General features: G+C 39.8%; 27 protein-coding genes and 1 pseudogene. 16 read left to right on the forward strand and 12 right to left on the reverse strand.

What is annotated here, in order from left to right; translation table 11 throughout:
* The first annotated feature begins 13 nt into the window (after positions 1 to 13).
* Positions 14 to 295 (forward strand): hypothetical protein, encoded by a 282-nt coding sequence (locus QI031_RS29710; RefSeq protein WP_281483130.1) that lies wholly within the window; start codon positions 14 to 16, stop codon positions 293 to 295.
* A gap of 165 nt (positions 296 to 460) precedes the next feature.
* Here QI031_RS29710 and QI031_RS29715 read toward each other — a convergent pair whose 3' ends face one another.
* The 3 genes from QI031_RS29715 to QI031_RS29725 form a co-directional block, all read right to left on the reverse strand.
* On the reverse strand, positions 461 to 946 hold the full coding sequence (locus QI031_RS29715; protein WP_281483131.1) for a PIN domain-containing protein: 486 nt from the start codon (positions 944 to 946) through the stop codon (positions 461 to 463).
* A 4-nt stretch (positions 947 to 950) separates the two neighbouring features.
* Complete coding sequence (locus QI031_RS29720) at positions 951 to 1,187, reverse strand: hypothetical protein (RefSeq protein ID WP_281483132.1); 237 nt, start codon at positions 1,185 to 1,187, stop codon at positions 951 to 953.
* A 92-nt stretch (positions 1,188 to 1,279) separates the two neighbouring features.
* On the reverse strand, positions 1,280 to 1,456 hold the full coding sequence (locus QI031_RS29725; RefSeq protein WP_281483133.1) for a hypothetical protein: 177 nt from the start codon (positions 1,454 to 1,456) through the stop codon (positions 1,280 to 1,282).
* A 149-nt stretch (positions 1,457 to 1,605) separates the two neighbouring features.
* Between QI031_RS29725 and QI031_RS29730 the strand changes: the two genes are divergently transcribed.
* Positions 1,606 to 2,034 carry a C6orf136 family protein gene (locus tag QI031_RS29730; protein ID WP_281483134.1) on the forward strand — a complete coding sequence of 143 codons (429 nt, stop codon included), beginning with the start codon at positions 1,606 to 1,608 and terminating at the stop codon, positions 2,032 to 2,034.
* 95 nt (positions 2,035 to 2,129) lie between these two features.
* Positions 2,130 to 2,723 (forward strand): Uma2 family endonuclease, encoded by a 594-nt coding sequence (locus QI031_RS29735; protein ID WP_281483135.1) that lies wholly within the window; start codon positions 2,130 to 2,132, stop codon positions 2,721 to 2,723.
* Between the two features lie 271 nt (positions 2,724 to 2,994).
* Here QI031_RS29735 and QI031_RS29740 read toward each other — a convergent pair whose 3' ends face one another.
* Positions 2,995 to 3,324 (reverse strand): translation initiation factor, encoded by a 330-nt coding sequence (locus QI031_RS29740; RefSeq protein ID WP_281483136.1) that lies wholly within the window; start codon positions 3,322 to 3,324, stop codon positions 2,995 to 2,997.
* A 160-nt stretch (positions 3,325 to 3,484) separates the two neighbouring features.
* Between QI031_RS29740 and trpB the strand changes: the two genes are divergently transcribed.
* Positions 3,485 to 4,726 carry a tryptophan synthase subunit beta gene (trpB, locus tag QI031_RS29745; protein ID WP_281483137.1) on the forward strand — a complete coding sequence of 414 codons (1,242 nt, stop codon included), beginning with the start codon at positions 3,485 to 3,487 and terminating at the stop codon, positions 4,724 to 4,726.
* Here the strand turns inward: trpB and QI031_RS29750 are convergent.
* From QI031_RS29750 to QI031_RS29765, 4 genes are all read right to left on the reverse strand, one after another.
* Entirely contained in the window at positions 4,723 to 6,069 is a 1,347-nt protein-coding gene (locus tag QI031_RS29750; RefSeq protein WP_281486157.1) for an ABC transporter permease, read from the reverse strand. The genes trpB and QI031_RS29750 overlap by 4 nt on opposite strands.
* 10 nt (positions 6,070 to 6,079) lie before the next feature.
* Positions 6,080 to 7,225: an ABC transporter permease gene (locus tag QI031_RS29755; protein ID WP_281483138.1), complete on the reverse strand. Its 1,146-nt coding sequence runs from the start codon at positions 7,223 to 7,225 to the stop codon at positions 6,080 to 6,082.
* Between the two features lie 71 nt (positions 7,226 to 7,296).
* A complete protein-coding gene (locus QI031_RS29760) occupies positions 7,297 to 9,258 on the reverse strand; it encodes an ATP-binding cassette domain-containing protein (protein ID WP_281483139.1) in 1,962 nt (653 codons plus the stop codon).
* An 83-nt stretch (positions 9,259 to 9,341) separates the two neighbouring features.
* Entirely contained in the window at positions 9,342 to 10,673 is a 1,332-nt protein-coding gene (locus tag QI031_RS29765; RefSeq protein ID WP_281483140.1) for an HlyD family secretion protein, read from the reverse strand.
* Positions 10,674 to 10,876: 203 nt separating this feature from the next.
* Here QI031_RS29765 and QI031_RS29770 point away from each other — a divergent pair, with 203 nt between their 5' ends.
* Positions 10,877 to 11,653, forward strand: a complete 777-nt coding sequence (locus tag QI031_RS29770) for a TetR/AcrR family transcriptional regulator (protein WP_281483141.1) — start codon at positions 10,877 to 10,879, stop codon at positions 11,651 to 11,653.
* Positions 11,654 to 11,685: 32 nt separating this feature from the next.
* On the opposite strand, the gene QI031_RS29775 is transcribed toward QI031_RS29770, so the two are convergent.
* Together QI031_RS29775 and QI031_RS29780 are read right to left on the reverse strand one after the other, a co-directional pair.
* Positions 11,686 to 11,967, reverse strand: coding sequence for a hypothetical protein (locus QI031_RS29775; RefSeq protein WP_343217832.1), 282 nt, complete (start codon positions 11,965 to 11,967; stop codon positions 11,686 to 11,688).
* Positions 11,960 to 12,193 (reverse strand): hypothetical protein, encoded by a 234-nt coding sequence (locus tag QI031_RS29780; protein ID WP_281483142.1) that lies wholly within the window; start codon positions 12,191 to 12,193, stop codon positions 11,960 to 11,962. The genes QI031_RS29775 and QI031_RS29780 overlap by 8 nt, the downstream gene beginning before the upstream one ends.
* 264 nt (positions 12,194 to 12,457) lie before the next feature.
* On the opposite strand from QI031_RS29780, the gene QI031_RS29785 reads away from it, so the two are divergent.
* Complete coding sequence (locus tag QI031_RS29785; protein WP_281483143.1) at positions 12,458 to 13,777, forward strand: DUF7986 domain-containing protein; 1,320 nt, start codon at positions 12,458 to 12,460, stop codon at positions 13,775 to 13,777.
* 18 nt (positions 13,778 to 13,795) lie between these two features.
* Complete coding sequence (locus QI031_RS29790; RefSeq protein ID WP_281483144.1) at positions 13,796 to 14,686, forward strand: Rpn family recombination-promoting nuclease/putative transposase; 891 nt, start codon at positions 13,796 to 13,798, stop codon at positions 14,684 to 14,686.
* Positions 14,687 to 14,850: 164 nt separating this feature from the next.
* Here the strand turns inward: QI031_RS29790 and QI031_RS29795 are convergent, their stop codons facing one another.
* Both QI031_RS29795 and QI031_RS29800 read right to left on the reverse strand, forming a co-directional pair.
* Positions 14,851 to 16,218, reverse strand: a complete 1,368-nt coding sequence (locus QI031_RS29795; RefSeq protein WP_281483145.1) for a DUF3370 domain-containing protein — start codon at positions 16,216 to 16,218, stop codon at positions 14,851 to 14,853.
* Positions 16,219 to 16,258: 40 nt separating this feature from the next.
* Positions 16,259 to 16,771 carry a pyroglutamyl-peptidase I family protein gene (locus tag QI031_RS29800; protein WP_281483146.1) on the reverse strand — a complete coding sequence of 171 codons (513 nt, stop codon included), beginning with the start codon at positions 16,769 to 16,771 and terminating at the stop codon, positions 16,259 to 16,261.
* A gap of 59 nt (positions 16,772 to 16,830) precedes the next feature.
* On the opposite strand from QI031_RS29800, the gene hisH reads away from it, so the two are divergent.
* The 9 genes and pseudogenes from hisH to QI031_RS31660 form a co-directional block, all read left to right on the forward strand.
* Complete coding sequence (hisH, locus tag QI031_RS29805; protein ID WP_281483147.1) at positions 16,831 to 17,466, forward strand: imidazole glycerol phosphate synthase subunit HisH; 636 nt, start codon at positions 16,831 to 16,833, stop codon at positions 17,464 to 17,466.
* 149 nt (positions 17,467 to 17,615) lie between these two features.
* Positions 17,616 to 18,185: a 16S rRNA (guanine(966)-N(2))-methyltransferase RsmD gene (gene rsmD, locus QI031_RS29810; protein ID WP_281483148.1), complete on the forward strand. Its 570-nt coding sequence runs from the start codon at positions 17,616 to 17,618 to the stop codon at positions 18,183 to 18,185.
* A 68-nt stretch (positions 18,186 to 18,253) separates the two neighbouring features.
* Positions 18,254 to 18,586 carry a DUF433 domain-containing protein gene (locus QI031_RS29815; protein ID WP_281483149.1) on the forward strand — a complete coding sequence of 111 codons (333 nt, stop codon included), beginning with the start codon at positions 18,254 to 18,256 and terminating at the stop codon, positions 18,584 to 18,586.
* Positions 18,587 to 18,661: 75 nt separating this feature from the next.
* The gene (locus tag QI031_RS29820; RefSeq protein WP_281483150.1) at positions 18,662 to 18,823 is read left to right on the forward strand and encodes a hypothetical protein; all 162 of its coding nucleotides are present in this window, start codon (positions 18,662 to 18,664) and stop codon (positions 18,821 to 18,823) included.
* A gap of 136 nt (positions 18,824 to 18,959) precedes the next feature.
* Complete coding sequence (locus QI031_RS29825) at positions 18,960 to 19,181, forward strand: hypothetical protein (protein ID WP_281483151.1); 222 nt, start codon at positions 18,960 to 18,962, stop codon at positions 19,179 to 19,181.
* Positions 19,159 to 19,416 carry a ParE family toxin-like protein gene (locus QI031_RS29830; protein WP_281483152.1) on the forward strand — a complete coding sequence of 86 codons (258 nt, stop codon included), beginning with the start codon at positions 19,159 to 19,161 and terminating at the stop codon, positions 19,414 to 19,416. Before QI031_RS29825 ends, QI031_RS29830 begins: the two co-directional genes overlap by 23 nt.
* Positions 19,417 to 19,443: 27 nt before the next feature.
* Positions 19,444 to 19,821 carry a nuclear transport factor 2 family protein gene (locus tag QI031_RS29835; protein ID WP_281483153.1) on the forward strand — a complete coding sequence of 126 codons (378 nt, stop codon included), beginning with the start codon at positions 19,444 to 19,446 and terminating at the stop codon, positions 19,819 to 19,821.
* Between the two features lie 99 nt (positions 19,822 to 19,920).
* Complete coding sequence (locus tag QI031_RS29840) at positions 19,921 to 20,082, forward strand: type II toxin-antitoxin system HicB family antitoxin (RefSeq protein ID WP_281483154.1); 162 nt, start codon at positions 19,921 to 19,923, stop codon at positions 20,080 to 20,082.
* Positions 20,083 to 20,159: 77 nt separating this feature from the next.
* Positions 20,160 to 20,309 (forward strand): annotated as a pseudogene (locus QI031_RS31660) (type II toxin-antitoxin system HicA family toxin); the annotation flags it as partial.
* Positions 20,310 to 20,433: the final 124 nt, after the last annotated feature.

The raw sequence follows: 20,433 nt of genomic DNA on the forward strand, positions 1-20,433 counted from the left end.
TAAAGCAGCCTTAATGAGACAATTTAACCCCAAAGATACAAGCAAACGCAGAAAAACTCAAGTAACAGACTTGGGTTTTGATGAAAATGACCTCTGGATTGCTGCTCTACAACATCATTCTCACTTGGAACACGAAACTTCGAGCAAAAAGGTGAAGCGATTACACCCACAACACCATCATTCCCTCTCAAAACAAAAGCGATCGCCTTCAAAACACCATCATTGCACCTGCGAACACGAAACTTGGAGTTCAGAACATGAAACTTCGTGTTTGGAACTCGGAACTTGGAGATAAAAGCTTGATTGATGGAGTTGGGAACATGAATTTTATTGCTCTGAGGTAAGGCGATCGCGTAGATATGCTAAATTTTCACGTACAGCAACAGATGCGTAGGTTGGGTAGAATAAAGTGAAACCCAGTATCCATAATGCTTTAATGAAATAAGAACATTCATTAATATCAATCTTCAGAAAAGATTTGATCAAACAAAGACCTTTTAACTCTAAACTCAATTTTCATAAGTTGTTGATAAAGCTCATCCAAGCTTTTAATACTGATTTTGCCATCTTTGCTCAATTTCTTAATAACGGCTAACGTACCTTTGATATTTAAACCGAGTCTTATGGCTTCTCTTCTGGCTGTTGAGTCATCTAGCAAAACATAATCTGTGCTTAACTCAATTGCCAAGGCAATAGCTTCTGATTCTCCTTTTCCCAAGCGTTGATTTAAACTATTGACAAGAGTTATTAACTTGGATGATCGAATTTTAAGATTACTAGTGTTAATTAGAGCTTGAACAGTTTGGCTAGATGGATCTGATTTAGCTTTGATTTCATCTGCAACAGATTGAGGAATGTAGAAATTATCAGGAGATTCAAAAAACTGATTCAAATAGTTCAATTTTGACAAAAAAATCAGTGGCGATGAATTAAGAATAATCTGCATTCATTCACCAGCTTTTTTCTAAAACAATATCTTCTTCACAGAGATACGAAAATTCAATTCCCATTAGGTCTAGAATTTTAAGTAATTCTGCTGGTTCTAGCTGCATGACTTCCGCAGCTTTTTTTAGGCTAATTACTTTAGTAATTAAAGCACCGACTAAAAAAATAAAGTTTTCTTTTTGTTCGATATTCTGAAATAACTGAATTTCGGAGGCGATCGCTTGAGTCAGTTCTTTATTCATTGGTAAGTTTTCATTAATTCATTGTTGATCTGCTCATTCTATAATTACACTGGAGCGTAGACGGTTGCAGGTTGCGAGTTTAACCCATTTGCTCAAGCTTGGACTTTTGGCGCTACTTCAGGGTCAGCATTTACTGCTGCTTCTACTTCTTGCACAGATTGGGCAATGTCGGTATCTGCGTCTGCTGCGGCTTTCAATTCCAATACTGCTTGGTCATAATCTAACGGCTGCTGCGGATTTTGCTGTGTCGCTTCTGCTAGCAAAGGCAACTTATACTTATGTTCCTCAGTTTAACAGCTGCTCAAATTTTTTGAGCTGACTGTGTCAGCTTTGCTGCGAAGGGCGATCGCATTAGCATAAAATAAAAGTATGCTTTGATAATTTATAGCTTTAGCAACATTTTATTTTGTTTAATACAGTGGAAAATAAATTACAAGTAGAGCAAGTAATTGAAACTCTTAAACAAGACTTGCCAACACTTTTTAAAAAAGATATTTCTTATGACATTTATACACAAGATATCTACTTTCAAGACCCGGTGAATAAATTCAAATGGAAATTCAACTATCGCATTATATTTTGGACGCTGCGATTTCACGCCCGGCTATTTTTCACACAAATTTATTTTGATGTACATGAAGTGTATCAATCAGCAGAAGATATTATTTTAGCAAAGTGGACTGTTCGCGGGGTTTTACGTGTTCCCTGGAAAGCACGTATTTTGTTTAATGGCTATTCAACATATAAACTCAGTCCAGATACTTTGATATACGAGCATATTGATACCTGGGATCGTAAACCAAGCGAAATATTAGGACAGTTTTGGCAAAAAGGAGGAGACAATTAGTAGACATTTCCTAAACAAAGAGAATTTTGAGACAGAAATTTATCGCGCCTCATGCCTTATCTCATGCCTTAACTGATTAAGTAGATGGTAAATTTATGCAATTAGAAACACAAAAACGTTATTACACACCAGAAGAATATTTAGAACTTGAAGAGAAGGCGCAATTTAGAAGCGAATACTGCAATGGAGAAATTATTCCGATGACGGGTGGTACTACTAATCATAATAAAATCACAGGCAACCTTTATGCCTATTTGAAGTTTGCTTTGAAAGGTAGAAATTATGATATTTATATTAGTGATGTTCGCTTGTGGATACCCAGATATCGTCAGTACACCTATCCAGATGTGATGGTAATTCAGGGACAACCTGTTTATACAGGAACGAATACGACTACTGTCATGAATCCTTTACTAATTGCGGAAGTGTTATCTAAATCCACAAAAAACTACGACCAAGGAGATAAGTTTTTATATTATCGTTCTATCCCTGAATTTCAAGAATATATTTTAATCAATCAATATCATCATCATGTAATGCAATATGTCAAAACTGCGGCAGGTCAATGGTTATTTACTGAACTTGAAGGCGAATCTGCAACTTTAGAAATGCAAACAATTGATTTTCAAATTCAATTAAGTGACCTTTACGAGCAAGTTAATTTTGCAGATAGTGATGAAGAAAATTAACTTTTTCAGGGAGCATCCCACTTTTTTGAACGTCATTGCGAACGTAACGAAGTGGAGTGAAGCAATCGCAAAATCTCTGACTAAAAACAAGTCAATGCGATTGCTTCGTCGTTCCTCCTCGCAATGACACTTATTCTATTGTTGTCAAATAAAAACTGGGATGCACCCCTTTTTCAGAAGATAGCAGCGAGTTTTTATAAAAACTATCAGTTTTGAGCTTAATGTCTTAGAGTCTTGGTGGTTAAAAAATCATTTTTTTAACTACAAATTACTAGCCCCCGCTGATTTTAGCTTTGTAACCTAGCTTGGTCAAAATTTCCAGAATCTTCTGTTTATGATCTCCTTGAATTTCAATTTCATTATCCTTGACTGTGCCACCCGTACCACACTGGGTTTTCAATTGTTTAACTAAATCTGCCAAAGTTTCGGGTTTGGCTTGAAAACCACTAATCACAGTCACAGTTTTACCCTTGCGTCCTTTGCGAGAAGCTTGCACTTTCAGATTTTGTTGTTGTGGGGGTAGTTCTGCAATTGGTCTTTCTGTGGCTGGAGAGTTATCGTCGCCAAATTCGCGGTAGGCAAAATTTTTGTTGGAAGACATATCAATACTTGACTTTGAAAAAAGAGTTTTACTTAATATGTACTAAGGGTCGTAGAGGTAAATTTTTTCCCTTACATTTATAATCTCTACTAAAGATCGTATCTTATCTGCTTCAGACTTTCCTATAATAGTGGAGTTCGTTCTGTAGTGGAATCAGTCCGTGACTACAACCCCCCTCTCTCCAACTTCTTCCTCAAATGCTCAGGTTCCCGATATACAAGGACGCTTTGGACGCTTTGGCGGTAAGTACGTCCCGGAAACACTGATGCCTGCTCTTGCAGAACTTGAAACAGCTTATCAGCAATACCGCAATGATCCTAGTTTTCAAGCAGAACTACAACAACTGCTGCGAGACTATGTAGGACGCGCTACACCGTTGTATTTTGCTGAACGCCTTACCAGTCACTATGCCCGCCCAGATGGCACAGGGGCGCAGATTTATTTAAAACGTGAGGACTTGAATCACACAGGCGCTCATAAAATTAATAATGCCCTTGCTCAGGTATTGTTGGCAAAGCGCATGGGTAAACAGCGAATTATTGCCGAAACAGGTGCTGGACAACATGGAGTTGCGACAGCGACAGTTTGCGCTCGTTTTGGGCTGGAATGCATAATTTATATGGGTGTTCACGACATGGAACGCCAAGCCTTAAACGTTTTCAGAATGCGGCTGATGGGAGCCGAAGTTCGTCCAGTAGAGGCGGGAACAGGAACTTTAAAAGATGCAACTTCGGAAGCAATTCGAGATTGGGTGACGAATGTCGAAACGACTCATTATATCTTAGGTTCCGTAGCCGGACCTCATCCTTACCCGATGATGGTACGTGATTTTCATGCTGTGATTGGACAAGAAACTCGCGCCCAAGCAATAGAAAAATGGGGCGGATTACCTGATATTTTGATAGCCTGTGTGGGTGGTGGTTCCAATGCGATGGGATTATTCTACGAATTTGTCAATGACCAGTCTGTAAGATTAATTGGGGTGGAAGCAGCCGGAGAAGGTGTCAACACTACAAAACATGCAGCAACCTTGACAAAAGGACAAGTAGGTGTATTGCATGGAGCAATGAGCTATTTGCTGCAAGATGAGGATGGACAAATAATTGAGGCACACTCGATTAGTGCAGGTTTAGATTATCCTGGTGTAGGGCCAGAACACAGCTATATGAAGGATATTGGCCGGGCTGAATATTATAGTGTGACTGATGAACAGGCTTTAGCGGCATTCCAGCAATTGTCCCGTTTGGAGGGAATTATACCAGCTTTAGAAACCGCTCATGCGATCGCCTACTTGGAAACTTTATGTCCTCAACTCAGCGGTAGTCCTAAAATTGTGATTAACTGTTCTGGGCGTGGTGATAAAGATGTCCAAACAGCAGCAAAGTTTTTAATGCCTGCTTAACTAAGTTGACGACGAAAATTGTTGATACTGATGGATAAAAGCACTATAGCAAAAAGCAGAAGTGCGATCGCATTTAACCAAAGTACCTCCAAGCCTACACCTTTGAGCAGTATTCCGCGCACGATCGCTATATAATGACGCAACGGATTTAGTAGCGAGAGGTACTTAAATACTATGGGCATACTTTCAATAGGAGAAATAGCACCAGAAAGTTGAATCAAAGGTAAATTAATAAAAAAGGATGTCAGTACAACTTGTTGCTGAGTCCGGCAAACTGTGGCTAACATAATCCCAATGCCAATTCCTACAAATAAATAAAGTCCAGATAGTCCTAAAAATAAAACTAAACTTCCTCGAAAAGGTACTTTAAAAACTAATCTCCCTAAACTCAAAGCTAAGATAACATCGCCCATCAAAAGAACAAACAGCGGCACAATTTTCGCTAATAAAATTTCCCAAGCTTCTGCGGGAGTCATTAAAAGTTGTTCTAGGGTTCCTGTGTCTTTTTCTCGGACAACTGTCACTGAAGAAACCAAAGAACTAATAAGTGTCAAAACTAATCCTAAAACCCCTGGGACAAAAAACCAACTACTTGCTAATCCAGGATTATAAAGAAAAATTGTTTGAGTATTGATTAAAGGCGGTGCTTGATTAGATGATAAACCCTGACTAAATTGACCGATAATCTGATTTAAATAACCTTGAGCAATCCCCGCAGTGTTAGCATCTACGGCATCAACTAAAACCTGAACTTCAGCAGATTGATCTGTTGATAAATTACTTTGGAAATCCGGTGGAATAACTAACCCGGCTGTAATTTTTCCTCGTCGTACTTCTTCACCTAAATCTTCAGTATTGAACAGATATTGATCTACCGTAAAGACTTGATTTCCAGTCAAGGTAGAAACTAATTCTCGACTTTCATAAGTATTGGCATAATCGACAACTCCCAATTTCAAATAATGCACATCAGGATTGAGGGCAAAGCCATAAAGTAGCATTTGGATTGTGGGAGGAATTATTAATAATACGAGTGTTTCTTTACTCCTCAATATTTGGTGAAATTCTTTAATAACTAAACTCCAAAATCGGCTATTGAATAAACGCTTAATCGATTTCATAGTAGTAATGTTTGTGCATTGGGCATTGGGCATGGGGCATTGGGCAGTAATTAACTGACCACTGACAACTGACAACACTTCGACTACGCGGTAGTTGAATCTCGACTTCGCGGCAGTTGAGCGTAGTCGAAACTCGATTACCGCGCAGCGCTGCACTGACTTGTACTGAGCGTAGTCGAAGTAGCCTGTCGAAGTGTCGAAACTCAGTGCATCGCTGACCACTGACAACTGACTAATCCGATAATTGCATTCGTTTTAATACCTTACGTGCTGCATTAAATAGCAAAAATCCCAGAAGACTAAGCATGATAATTGATAACCAAACGCCTGGCCAACCAGTACCACGCACGTAAGCATCACGAGTAATATTAATGTAATAACGGGCTGGAACAATAGCAGAAAATAGCGAAAGGGGAAAGGGAATATTGCTGATGGGGTAAATGAATCCAGATAACAATAAAGCTGTCAAAAAACCTAATAATGACACAGCCTGAACCGCAGAGTTTTGATTGGCGACCCTAACACCAATGAATAAACCAAACATAATACTATCTGTCAAAAATATGAGTGTACCAATTATTAATGGTGTTGGCTCTATTACTAAAGTCAATTGCCAAATTATTAAACTTATCACCATAATTAATAAGGCTTGGATAATGCCAATTAAGAGATAAGCTAAAGCTTTTCCTAATAGCAATTCTTCAGCGCTGAGACTAGAAGCATAAACTTGTAAAATTGTCCCTTTTTCTTTTTCACGTACCATAGCGATCGCAGTAATTAATGAAGGGAAAATCCACAAAATCACTGCAAAAACACCCGGTACAATATATAAAGACTCTTTTCTCCCAGGGTTAAACCAAAGCCTGATACGGGCAATTATCTCATCGGTGGAGGATTGTAAACCAGAATTTCTCAAAAAAAATCTTGTTGTTGCCTGAATGCTATTTTTGATAATCCGGGCATTATTAACATCTGTGCCATCAACTAAAATCTGCACTGTACTAGGTAAATCTGATTTAATTCGACTACTAAAATCAGGTGGAATTACTACAGCGGCTTTTGCCAATCCTTTATCAATGACATCTTGAGGATTGGAAATTTGGGATTGTAAATTCTTATTTGAATTGAGAATAGGGAAACTAAAATTATTAATTGGTTCAAACTGATTAGTAGCAAATAATCGCTCAGTGTAAGCACGACTCAGAGGGCTGTTATCAAAATCTTGGACAAATAAAGGAATATTTTTAGATTCCAGCCGAATTACAAAACCGAAGATAATTAAGGACATCAATGGCAAAAGAAATGCCAATGCTAAAGTCAGGCGATCGCGCCGAAATTGTGCTAATTCTTTTTGGCATTGCGACAAGATTCTTTTCATTTGTCATTTGTCATTTGTCAGTGGTCAGTTGTCAGTTGTTATTTATTCCCCCTGCTCCCTGCCCCCCTGCCTTATTCTTCCTCAGTGCGTTGGACGATACCAATAAAGGCATCTTCAAGGGAAAAAGGAATGGGTCGCAGAGAGTTAATATTGATGTCTTCTGTTTGTAAAATGGAACGGATACGAGAAATATCTGCATCTGGATGATCGAGAACTAAGTGTAAGCGATCGCCAAAAATTGATACTCGCCACGGTGCTAAATGTGTTTTAAGTAAATTAGAAGCAGCTTGAGTTTTATCGGTGATGATCTCCATTAATTGACCAGGTTGAGCAGCTTTAATTTCTGTGGGCGAACCTTGCGCTACTACTTCACCCGCCACCATGAACCCCATCCGATTACATTGTTCTGCTTCTTCTAAATAATGGGTTGTAACCAGTACTGCTGTCCCTGATCTCGCAAATTCATTAATCAATCGCCAAAACTGCCGACGCGCTAAGGGGTCTACTCCTGATGTTGGTTCATCTAAAAATAAAATTTCTGGTTCGTGCATCACCGAAGCACCAAAAGCTACCCGTTGCTTCCATCCTCCCGGTAGTTGACCTGTAAGCATATTTTCTCTACCCACTAAGCCACAGGTTGCAAGTACCCAATCAATTTTGGTACGACGTGATCGAGTTGGCACACCATAAACTCCACAATAGAATTGTAGATTCTGAACAATAGTCAAATCATCGTAGAGGGTGAATTTTTGGCTCATATAGCCAATACGTTGGCGCACGGCTCGACTACGCAAATTCTGAGTTTGTCCAGCTAAAGAAATTTTCCCTGATGTTGGTTCTAATAAACCACAGAGCATTTTAATAGTAGTTGTCTTTCCTGCGCCGTTAGCTCCTAGTAATCCGTAAATGTCACCATAGCGAATTTCTAAATCTACACCCTTAACTGCCTGGAAGTCGCCAAAAACCTTTCTCAGTTGATTTGCACCAATAGCAATTTCTCTGTTAGTTTTTTTAGTTTCCTGCTGCACACGCGGAAAAGGAATAAATTCTGGATCATTCCCCGCTGCACGTAAACGGCTCACAAAAACGTTTTCTAAGGTGGCTTCGGAAGTTTGAATATCCTCGATTTGTAGTTGCTGCTGAGTGAAAATATTTTGTACTGCGGTTGAGGCGATCGCAGGATCTTTAACTAATACGTCTAATCTATCGCCAAAGGTTTGCACATCTACAATCGATGTTTGTTTGTTGTGAGTTGCTTCGTGCAGTGCTTGTTCTGCCGCTGCAATTTGATTAGTCCGGACTTCTAAACGTTGTAAACCCAAACTCTCACGCAATTGGGCAAGAGTGCCAATTTGTTGAATTTCACCTTCATACATTAAAGCAATGCGATCGCATCTTTCGGCTTCATCCAAATAAGGTGTCGCTACGACTACCGTCACTCCCTCCGCAGCCACAGCAGCCAGAACATCCCAAAATTCCCGCCGCGATACAGGGTCAACTCCTGTCGTCGGTTCATCTAATAACAAAATTTCGGGTTGGGAAATCAACGCACAGCACAAAGCTAACTTCTGTTTCATCCCACCAGATAATCTACCAGCCAAGCGATCGCCAAATTTCTCTAAACTCATTAATCGCAGATATTTACGGCGACGCTGTTCAAAAACTTTATCAGGAACTTCTCGCAATCCGGCGCTGTAACGCAGATTTTCATCAATGCTCAAGTCGAGATAAAGCGAAAATTGTTGTGTCAGATAACCAATAGATAAACGAGCATCCCGTGGTAGTTTTCCTAAAATCTGGATATCACCAGATGATGCTTCCATGACACCACCCAAAATGTGAAATGTCGTGGTTTTTCCCGCGCCATCAGGGCCAATCAATCCAAAGATTTCTCCTGGTTCGACGGCAAAATCGATTCCTTTAACAGCAACTAATTTACCGTAACGTTTAGATAAGCTGCTGACCTGGATAACTTCTGTATCAACGTGGCTTTTAGTAGATGGCGTGATAATAGTCATAATGTTATGGGGCATGGGGCATCCCTTCGGCTTACTTCGACTACGCTCAGTACAAGTCGCTCAGGGCAAGTGGGCATTGGGCATGGAGCATCAATAAATTAGTTATTCTCCCCTGCCTCCCCTGCCTCCCCTGCTTCCCCTGCCTCCCCTGCCCCCTGCTCCCTGCCCCCCTGCTCCTCTGCTATCCTAACCTCGGCATCTGCTGGCATTCCTGGCTTGGCTAATCCACTGGGGTTGTCGATGGTGATTTTTACGCCAAAAACTTGTTTTACTCTGTCTTGTTGGAAATAAATATTTTCAGGGGTGAAAGATGCTTGGGTGTCAACAGCGGCAATGTGGGCAATTAGGGCTTTTTGGGGTGCTGAATCTAAAAATACTTGAGCTTGTTGACCGATTCGCAAGTTACCAATGTTGCCTTGAGGAATGAAAGCTCGTAGATAAACTGTGTTGGGATTAATTACTGTCAGTAAGGTTTTACCTGTGGTAACTACGGCTCCTGGTTCTACACTGCGGCTGATGACTACGCCTGTAATTGGACTGATGACATTTAAGTCGGCAATTTTAGCTTTAATTTCTTTTTGGGAAGCTTTGGCATTGGCAACATCAGCTTGAGCTGCTGCTAGTTTCAGTCGTGTTTGTGCTAATTGTGTGCGTAACCCCGCTAATTGGGCTTTGCGGATGGAGGGATTTAACCCTGTGCTTTGAGCTTGTGTTAGTTGTCCTTGGGCAGAATTAACTAATTTGCGGTAAGAATTGACTGCGGCTTGACGCGATTTGAGGGTAGCAAGAGCAGTTTCAAAGGTGGTTTGAGCTTGGTCAAATTGCTGTGTGGTGACGGCTCCTTCTGCTACTAATTTAGAGAAGCGATCGCGATTTATTTTAGCAAGTTTCAACTCAGATTGAGCTTGTTCTACTTGGGCGATCGCTTGATTGAGTTGCGCCTGAGCAGAAGCTATTGATGATTCGGCTTGAAAAATCTGACCTTGAGCATTTCCCCGCGCTTGTTCTACATAAAGCTGGTTCTCTAAAACTTGACTTTGCAAAAGATTAATTTGCAACCGTGCTTGTTCTTCTGCCTTTTTAGTAGCATCTAAATTCGCATTTGCTCCTTGAAGTTGCGCTTGAATTTCTGCATCGTCTAATTGAACAACTACTTGACCTTTGTTAACTTCATCTCCTTCTCGCACGGCTACAGATTCAATTCGACCTGCGACTTTGGCTCCTAAATCGGTTTCGTAACCTTCAATGCGACCGCTTACCCGGAGAATGTTATTTTTTGAATGTGATGATAAAAAATACCACACTCCTACGCCCACTCCTACGAGTAACAAACCCAACAAAATCAGTAAACGTGGAGACAGTTTACGCTTTTTTTTCGCTGATCCAGTAGTATCTACGGGTTCTTGGGGCGGCGAAAGTGACTGAGCCATGATTTTATTGTCTCCAAAAGCAGAGATGTCTACAATAAACTAGACTGTATGGTTTGCTGCTCTAGGAAATTCTAGAGCGATCGCATAAATTTTTAAGTTTAATATCGTAATTATACAGATTAAGCGGAATTATCGTACATGAATTTTTAGAGATTCTTTATCAAAAATCACTTAAAATATTTACTCCAAAAAATGATACAAAAATGAAACAACCAAGAGACTATAGTCTAAGAGTTACACTCAACCAAAGTGAGCTTTACCTGTTGAAGGCTGAGTCAGAACGTCAGGGAGTACCAATGACGGCCGTAGTTCGCCAACTGATTCGCGTTAAAGCTATCAGTCCGGAAGTCAATCTTCCCACCACTGAGTTACCAGAATTATCTGTATTACCAAATTTTTCGTACACTAGTAAGCCTGAGCAAATCTTACAAGGAGCCATGCAAGAGTTTCTCCAGCACGGCTACGCAGACACTAGTATGGATCGGGTAGCAGCAACAGCTGGAGTATCAAAACAGACCCTCTACAGTTACTTTAAAGACAAAGAAGGACTGTTCACAGCTTTAATAGAGCGAATAGTTAGTGAACGGTTTCAATTTTTATTTAACTCCCAAATTCTGCAAGGGGAGCCTGAAGTAGTATTACGTCAAGTAGCAATAACGTTGCTGACTCAAATTTTGAACGATCAGAAATATCTTGCTTTTATCCGATTAGTATTTGCAGAATCGGGACGTTTTCCCCACCTAGCGCAGACATTTATTCGCAATGGTTTTGGATTAGGTATCCAGATTCTCACCCAATACCTAGCTTCCCATCCAGAACTGAAGATTTCTGACCCAGAAGCCACAGCACGGATTTTTGCGGGGTCGGTGATGTCGTATATTATGACTATGGAGATGCTTCACGGCAAATATACAATGCCAATGTCAAGCGATCGCCTGATTGATAGTTTAATTAACCTGATCATTCCACAGCCTAGTTGACGTAATTCGTAATTCGTGTAGATAATACTTAGCTAAACTTCAGCTTTCTTAAAGTTATTGAGAAAGTTATCAGCGTAGCGAAAAGCAGATCCACAATCGTAAGCAGCAATGGCTACAGCTTGGAAAAAAACGTTTGTAGGGACTTCAACCTCTAAAAGTCTTTCGGTTAAAAGTACCAATTCCTCATCTGTTGCTGGTAAAGCTATATCTTGGTCATCACTTGCAACTAACAAGTTACCATCTGTTCTAGGTAACGCCATTTCTTGGTCACATTCTGAATGATTAAAAATATGTTCTAATAATGCTCTAGACATTTTCCACCTCCCCAAAAGCATAAGATGCAAAGCCTGCGATGAAATTTAACTGCTGCTCACGAGTTTGTAAGTTGTCTGGAAGTTCAGTATCATTACAGCCAATTTCATGCAAAACCTCTAAACAATAAGCACTCAGTTGAGTGTAGGTAGAGCGCTCCAACTCTTTAACTAACAGTTTTGCTCTTTCCAGATTGACTCTGATCATCGGCATTGCGGGGCTAGTCATAAATGCACCCTAATAAACTGGATGATTGCAGTTTTGATCAGAAGTACAAATCAACGTAACCGTGTTATTGCGGAATTTATGAAGATGGAATATGGGAGTATCAGCGCATTTGCGGTAAGTGTCCGTACCTCTACTTTTTGGTCATCAACTTTTCAAAATATGTTCTCTAAACCCGCTAAGTATTCCTAAAAATCTAGCAGTAGCTAGATGCGGTAATTATTTTTAAGGTTATAATTTACAACTGTTGAACCGAGAGATTTGCTTGTGGATGCCATATTAGAACGATCGCACGAACTTAAACAGGCTTTAGTTGATTTTGTTCTGGATGCAGAAGGCGAATTAGCACAAGCACTGGAAACTTATGCTGCTACACAGTTGCGCCGTGGTAGTGGAGATAGTACACAGCAAGACTTAATTATTGACCGTTTTATTACAGAAGGCAAAGTTGGCGAACAATCACCACTAGAATTGTTTTTAGAAAGTCATCCAAATTTGACACAAAGCGATCGCAGCTTAATTGATAGCTGGCATCATAGTTTTATTGGCTTATTTGCCATTACTGAAATTTTACCCGATGGCTTTGAGTTAATGAATTGGCTCACAGATAAACACTACATTGTCAAGCCAAATAACATCCAAACATTAGAGGCAATATCGCGGTTAAAAATAGGAGAAATCTTATTAACTAGAATTTCTCCTGTAACTGATAGCTATTGGATGTTTTCTGGCCCTTACACAATTATGGGTAAATTAGGTAAGCCTAAACTTGCAGTTGCCATTGGTAACTTTAAAGAAAATTATAAAAATAATCTTTATAGCGATGCTCCAGAATTATTAGAAGAAGCTTGGGAATCAGTAGTACAATATCACCAACAATTTATTGAATTTTTTGGCAGTGATGAAATTACACTGCCAGGATACCAGTTGAATAAAAAAATCGCTGAATTTCAAGAATTAATCACCGAGAAACGCTTGGCGGATGCAGGAATTGATACTTCCAAATCTTTAGCTGAAATGGCAAAAGCAGCTGGGGTTGCAGAAGAGGAAATGGAGGCAGCCGCAAAAGAAGCTGGTGCTGATGCTAAAGTTGTTTCTCAAATGTTGAAGAACAATAGCAAAATGGTCATGCCAAAAGTTGATTTACCTGCTGAACTTAAAAAAGCAGAACAGGTAACAACTTTTTCTCATCCTCGTTGGGGACAAATGTTTTTGCCAACATACACTAAGATGCAAACCATTTTGTCAGCTGATGACTGGCAAAGCGTTGAAGGTGCTGAAAAACTCATTCGTTATTACCTTGAAGATAAAAGTATTAATGCCTTTATCTGGCACAGATTAGCCGAACAGCACCCAAATCAATTAGAAAAGATATTGCAAACAGTTTTGCAACGTCCCGAATTTAGTCTAGCCAGTGATTTAGATCCGCTTTTAGAAGAATTTAACAAACCAATAAAACCAGAGTTACCAGATATTGCTAGTGTTCCTATCCATCTGCACAACTTATTTCAAGAAGCTGTAACGGAAGTGAATAAATCTAAGCCCAAGAATAAAGGACAAAAGAAAACAGCAAAGGGTTTTCAATAAAATTAGTCAATATCTAGAATGATTGATCATGACAGGCTTTTCAAAGAATTAATATCTACATTTTTTGTTGAGTTTCTCGATTTATTCCTGCCTCAAGTAGTCAGCCAAATAGACCGCAATTCTATTCATTTTTTATCCCAAGATGTATTTACTGATGTTACATTTGGGGAAAAGAAAGAAATTGATTTGTTAGCACAGGTGCGTTATCAGCAGCAGGAAACTTATTTTTTAATTCACGTTGAAAATCAGTCTTACACTGAGTCAGCATTTGCCAAGCGGATGTTTAAATATTTTGCACGCTTGCATGAAAAATACGATTTACCAATTTATCCTGTGGTAATTTTCTCTTTTGATGAACCAAAACGTGCTGAACCTCAAAATTATTGTGTCAAGTTTCCTGATTTAAAAGTTTTGGAATTTCAGTTTACAGCAATTCAATTAAATCGCCTAAGCTGGCGGGATTTTATAACGCAACATAATCCAGTGGCAGCGGCGTTGATGGCAAAGATGAATATTTCTGTGCCAGAACGTCCGCAGGTGAAGGCAGAATGTTTACGATTGTTAACAACATTGAAGTTAGATCCAGCGCGAATGCAATTAATTTCGGGGTTTGTGGGTGTGTATTTGGAACTGAATGCTGTGGAGGAAGAAGTGTTTAAAGCCACAGCCGATAGAATGGGATTAACCGACAAGGAGGTATATATGGAAATTCTCACCAGTTGGGAAAGAGAAGGTATCCAGAAAGAACGAAGGGCAACTATTACTAAGATTTTAAAACTGCGCTTTGGGGATATTGATGCTTCTTTGGAAGGCATTATTCCCGCTTTATTGAAATTATCCCCCGATGAATATATGGACTCACTCTTACAAGCTAATCGTGAAGAGTTACTATCGCGTTTTCATGGGTGATCGTACTATGAAATTAGCAAAGTTCAGTATATTAAAACTCTAGCGTTGCATATTTGCAGAATGAATTGAGATTGTTACCACAATTGAAAGTAAATTCTTTGCGTCTATTATGGGCGGTATACGGCAAGTGAAATTCATCTTTGGATTCAGCAACGCCTGAATTTTTACTTAGTTGAAGATTGAGTTGCCACTGTTAATACTTGCGGTGGTGTAGCATCTGGTGGATAAAGAAAGTCTACTTCAACTAATCTACGATCGCCTGATTTCATATTGAGTAAAACCAACGGTTCCCCTGGTTGTCCTCGCTTTTGTACTAAATGCATAAACTGGGTTTGTGGCTTACCTTGATCATTTTGATAACGTACCCGCACAGTTCCCCTAAAAAAGGTTTGACGAACTGGTGTACTGAAAAAGCGCAGTCCTGGTTTCACCAACTGATCTTCTTTGATTGGCGTTTGCATAGATACAGCCACAGTTTGCAAACTTTGAGTATTGTTGTACAACGGCAACTTCAGACTGTATTGAATACCATAGTTGCCATGAGCGCGATATGCAGTATCAAGATAGCGTACTAGCATGTTTGCACTCTGAATTTGATCAGTTCCTAAAGTCCCACCATGTAATGTATCAAGAGCATAGGAAAACACTTGACCAGGTTGGGGAATAGTCAAATATTTAGTCTTAGGAGTATCTGTTAATAAAGCCTTCCATTGAGTACCACTGGCAACTCCCGCTACACGTCCATAAATTATGGGTTTACCAGTTTCTGCTAAAGGTGTGGGAGTTTTATCGCGTGGCCCCGATAAATCACCATTGTCCAGTAAATTTTGCCATTCTGCTAAAGAAGGCGCACGTTCACTACCATCAGCATTCGTCTTGGCAAACATTGCCATACTAGCCGCATAGACAGTGTCATTACTTTGCAATCGCACCAACGTAGACCGACCATTTAAAGGTGGTGTTAGACCTTGCACAGGAATTGGCAAATTGAGTAACATCTGACTTTGCCCTGGTGAAATCTCAATTTGGGCAGGAAAAATATTTTGTCGCCGTCCTCTAAGAACATCAGACATGACGCGATCGCCTGGGCCAGAGTAAACTGTACCTAGAGTATTTCGACTTAAAGATGGCAAATCGATAAAAGGTGCATCTGGTTGACTTAAATAACTCGCCCCCTGCAAAATATTCACCTTCACTGGTTTAGAACCAGGATTATGCAGAATTATTCCTAAATATAGCGATCGTAAATCTTCTGGTGGTTCCGCCCTGGCAATGTGGTGGGCAAAAACATCAAATCGACCCCGAAAAGGAAAATTCAAATGCGCTGTAGGTACTTTTTTCCCGGCTGGTGGAAAAGTAGAAAGTAAAATTCCCTCTTTCAAGACTAATTCTGGACTATTGCTATTAAAAGTCGGGATGTTATTTAACTGGCCAGGTAAAGGGCGAACTTGTTGTGGTTGCACCACTTCTTCAGGTGGTGGTGTAGCAGGAGTTGACTGGGCAAGCAGTAAATTTAGTAACAATGGCAACATATACTTGGATATTTGGTTCACCTAAAAGACGCAGGCAACTTTATGAAAGTGCCAGCCTGTTAATAATTAATACAAAATCAGCCATAATTACTGGCAAATTTTCTGAAGTTAAAACTGGAATGTGAACAAAAATGCAATGTGTTGTGAGTTGTTTTTGTTGCAGATAATCCAACACCGAATAATAAAGACCCTCACAGACAAATTTACCGCAGTCATAGCTAATCTCAATTTCCATCGCTCCCCAGATTAATTTTTCCACATCAACAGTTGTTTGCAAAACACTTTCTTTACAGCTAGCACTGACTTCTATACTTAATTTTTTCCGGCTGGCAGCCATGCCACAACAGACAATATAATCTGGTTGAAATTGATCAATTTTTTGCACCACTTGCGAACTAGCAAGCTGCACATTTACAGGCAACTGGTGTAAAAAAGTTAAGTCATAGGGGATAGAATTAAGTTGAGCGACTTCTAATAATAAATCATTAGAAGAATTTGACTGTTGATCTTGAAGCCAAATGTCAAAAGAAGTTAATAGTATTCTTTTCGTCATAGGAAATATTATTTAGAATAGAAAAACCCTCCACAATAAATTTACCAAGGAGCAGGTCAATGCCAGTTATTGCGGTCGTAGATTACGAGATGGGAAATTTGCATTCAGTTTGCAAAGGCTTAGAAAAAGCTGGAGCAACTCCCAAGATTACTCATTCTGCTAAAGAATTGGCAAAGGCAGATGCAGTCGTTTTGCCAGGAGTAGGAGCATTTGACCCAGCAGTGCAACATCTGCGATCGCGTGATTTAGAGCAACCGATTAAAGATACAATCGCCTCTGGTAAACCTTTTTTAGGTATCTGTTTGGGTCTGCAAATTCTTTTTGAATCAAGTGCAGAAGGTAATCAACCAGGACTGGGAATTATTAAAGGAAAAGTCCAAAGGTTTCGACCAGAACCGGGAATTACAATTCCCCACATGGGTTGGAATCAACTGGAAGTAACTCAACCAAAAAGCATTTTGTGGGAGCATTTACCAGCTCAACCTTGGGTTTATTTTGTTCACTCTTACTATGTTGATCCAATTGACCCACAAGTTCGGGCTGCAACTGTTACCCACGGTACTCAGACTATCACAGCGGCGATCGCTCACGAAAACCTAATGGCAGTTCAATTCCACCCGGAAAAATCCTCTAATATCGGATTGCAAATCTTGTCTAATTTTGTTGCTCAAGTCCGGGAGAAAATTGCTGCATAATCATGTTTTGTCAGTTGTCAGTTGTCAATTGTCAGCGATGCACTGAGTTTCGATTACGCGGTAATCGAGCGAAGTCGAGATTCAACTACCGCCTTGTCGAAGTGTTGTCAGCTTTTGCATCTTTTCCACCAACTACTGACTAATGACTAATGACTCTAAGAATCTACGGCAATCGTCAAATTAAAACTTTACCCGGACAAGAAACCAGACCTACTAGTTCGCGGGTAAGAGAAGCAGTTTTTAATATTTGGCAGGGTAAAATTGCAGGTTGTCGCTGGTTGGATATTTGTGCTGGTACTGGTTCAATGGGCGCAGAAGCCTTGTGTAGAGGAGCCAGTTTAGTAGTAGGAATTGAACAATCGAGCCGAGCCTGTGCAACTATTCAACAAAATTGGCAGCAGGTGGCTGATACTGGGCAAGAATGGCGGGTATTGCGAGGAAATGTTACCCAACAATTAAAAAGCTTAGTCGGAAAACAATTTGACAGAATTTACTTTGATCCACCTTATGCTAGTGGATTGTATCAACCAGTTTTAGAAGCGATCGCTGACTATGATTTACTGGATATCAATGGTGAACTAGCAGCAGAACATAATCCCCAAGGTTGGACACCTCCAGTAATACCCACTTGGGAAATTTGCCGCCAAAAAATTTACGGTAACACAGCACTGACTTTCTATAGAATAATGGACGAAGGGGATGAAGCCAAAGATGAATAAGCGATAAGCCTGACGGCATAGCTAACCCTTAGCGCTTAATATGGATTTAGCAAGCACTTAGCAACTTTATGACAGCAGCACCAACCCTAGCCAAACAATATATTGAACAACGAGATCAAGGATATTGGATTGCAGGGACTCGCATCTCTCTTGAATCAGTTGTGTATGGCTTTTTAAATGGTGAATCTCCTGAAAGCATTGCTCAAAATTTTCCGTTGCTCTCGCTGGAACAAGTTTATGGTACTATTGCCTTCTATCTTGCTAATCAAGAACTCATTGATGCCTATTTAAGAAAAGCTGAAGAAGAATTTGAAAAACTTCAACGGTCTCTAAGAGAGAAAAATATACCTTTGTATCAGAAACTAAAAACAGCTCAAATACAAAAGCAAAGTCAAGCATGACAGGGGTTCGCTTTCAGGCAGATGCTGACCTTAAATAGGTAATTGTAACTGGTACGATACGTAAACAACCCAATATTGACTTTAAAACAAGGAATAGCATCTTATTTAAGATCTCGTCTGACAGATGGTGTATTACTTTGGCAAGTAGCGTGTGAGTATTTGGCTGCTAGCCGAAAATTAGAATCTTTGGGATATGACAAAAGCCAAGCTTACCAATATATCCGTGACCTACAGTAGGTTTGGTATACAGTCATCATAATTTATTAGATAATTGAACTCCAGGAACATATCCCCATCTCACTCAGTTTCAAGAGCAGCATAAAAGTGTAGTTGCAGTCTACTATAGTAGTATTTCTTAAACGCAAACGTTCTTATGACTAATTTGCCAGAAATCAAAGCAGCTATTAAACAACTACCAGAAAATAACATTCGTCAACTTGCGGTATGGCTTCAGGATTATCTGGATGAAATGTGGGATCAACAAATTGCAGATGATCTAGCATCAGGAAGATTGAATAATCTCATCGCCATAGCAGAAGCAGACATCGCAGCTAATAGAGTGAGAGATTTAGATGAAGTCTTTCACAACGGCTGATTTCTGGAAAGCTTATGCAGAATTATCTCCAGAAATGAAAGAACAAGCTCAAAAAGCCTATCAACTTTGGCAAGAAAATTCCCTACATCCTTCTCTACATTTTAAAAAGGTCGGCAACATTCTCTGGTCTGCGCGTATTAGTGGTGGTTATCGAGCCTTAGCTTTAAAAAAAGATGATGATTACTACTGGTTCTGGATTGGCACACATGACGAATATGAAGCGATGCTCAAATAACCGTAGTTTTCCCTCTCGGCATACATTATGGAAGCAGACGATTCACTCAAAAAACTTCTTTATAACCTTGAAAAGCTTTTGCTTCAACCAGATTTAAGAAAATCAGCACCAGATGTTGCAGACTTACTAGCTGACGAGTTTATCGAGTTTGGAAGCTCAGGGCGCATCTTTGACAAGCAACAAATTATCGAGAACTTGCAGAATGAAACCTTAACTCGAAGGTCGATTACAAAATTTAACACTTCAGTTCTGGCAGCCGGAGTTGTTCTGGTTACTTATTGTGTAGTCAGATACAATACTTCAGGTGAACAACCTGTTTATTCGCTGCGAAGTTCTATATGGAAATTAGTCAATGATCAATGGAAAATAGTCTTTCATCAAGGTACTCTGACGAGGGAATCATAGGCGCAGCATAATGATGAAAAATAACTGTAATAGTTTATAAATATGAGTCAGTATACAAGGCAAGTAATTTTATACAAGGATGAAGACGGTTATTAGGTTGTGGAATGTCCAAGTTTGAACGGATGTATCAGCCAGGGAAAAACTCAAGAAGAGGCTTTATCCAACATCAAGGAGGCTATTATGGGATACGTGACTGCTCTAGAGGAAGATGGCTTATCTGTGCCAGAAGAAAATTTTGAAACATTCCTGGTAGTTGTGTGAGCAAGTTGCCCATTATTTTGGGAAAAGAGTGTATCAATGTTCTCGAAAAAATTGGTTTCTAACAAAAACGTAGAGAAAGCAGTCATATTATTCTGCGAAGAGATCAGCCATTTACTCAAGTTGTTGTTCCAGATCACCAAGAGTTGGCTAGAGGTACACTACGAGCTATTATTCGAGATGTGGGATTGAGTGTAGAAGAATTTATATCATTACTTGAGCTATGGTAGGCGATCGCTCACTATGATTTGTTAAATAGAACTGGTGAACTAGCAGCAGAGCATAGTCCCTAAAGTTGGACACCTCCAGTAATACCCACTTGGGAAATTTGCCGCCAAAAAATTTACGGTGTAG

This window comes from Halotia branconii CENA392, assembly GCF_029953635.1.
Taxonomy (GTDB): domain Bacteria; phylum Cyanobacteriota; class Cyanobacteriia; order Cyanobacteriales; family Nostocaceae; genus Halotia; species Halotia branconii.